1 protein-coding gene is annotated in these 270 nt (G+C 48.9%); it reads right to left on the bottom strand.

All coding sequences use genetic code 11. The annotated features are described in order from the left end of the window. Nucleotides 1-270: phage tail fiber protein (locus FE392_RS19925; RefSeq protein ID WP_500692702.1), on the bottom strand; the 270-nt coding region annotated here is incomplete at both ends.

A 270-nucleotide genomic window follows, 5' to 3' on the forward strand; every position in this document is an offset into this window, starting at 1 on the left:
AAATGACTGTGCTGATAGTGGCATGTCTCAATCGTGATGCTGCCGTCCTTTTCCACCCGGTCATCAATATAGATAAGTTCAAGCCCGTTGTTATTCTTCGGGGAAGAGATACCGCCGTGTACACCCCATGCTCCATCGGCGTTATAGCCAAGAATACCGTCTATCTGATAATGACCTGTACCGAGTTTAGTGACTGTAGCCCCTTCCGATTCGTCGTTGGTGGTATAGGTGCCATCGGGGAAGATTTGGATGATGGGGGAGGATTTTCTG

The sequence above is a fragment of the Xenorhabdus santafensis genome, assembly GCF_033949405.1.
Taxonomy (GTDB): Bacteria; Pseudomonadota; Gammaproteobacteria; order Enterobacterales; family Enterobacteriaceae; genus Xenorhabdus; species Xenorhabdus santafensis.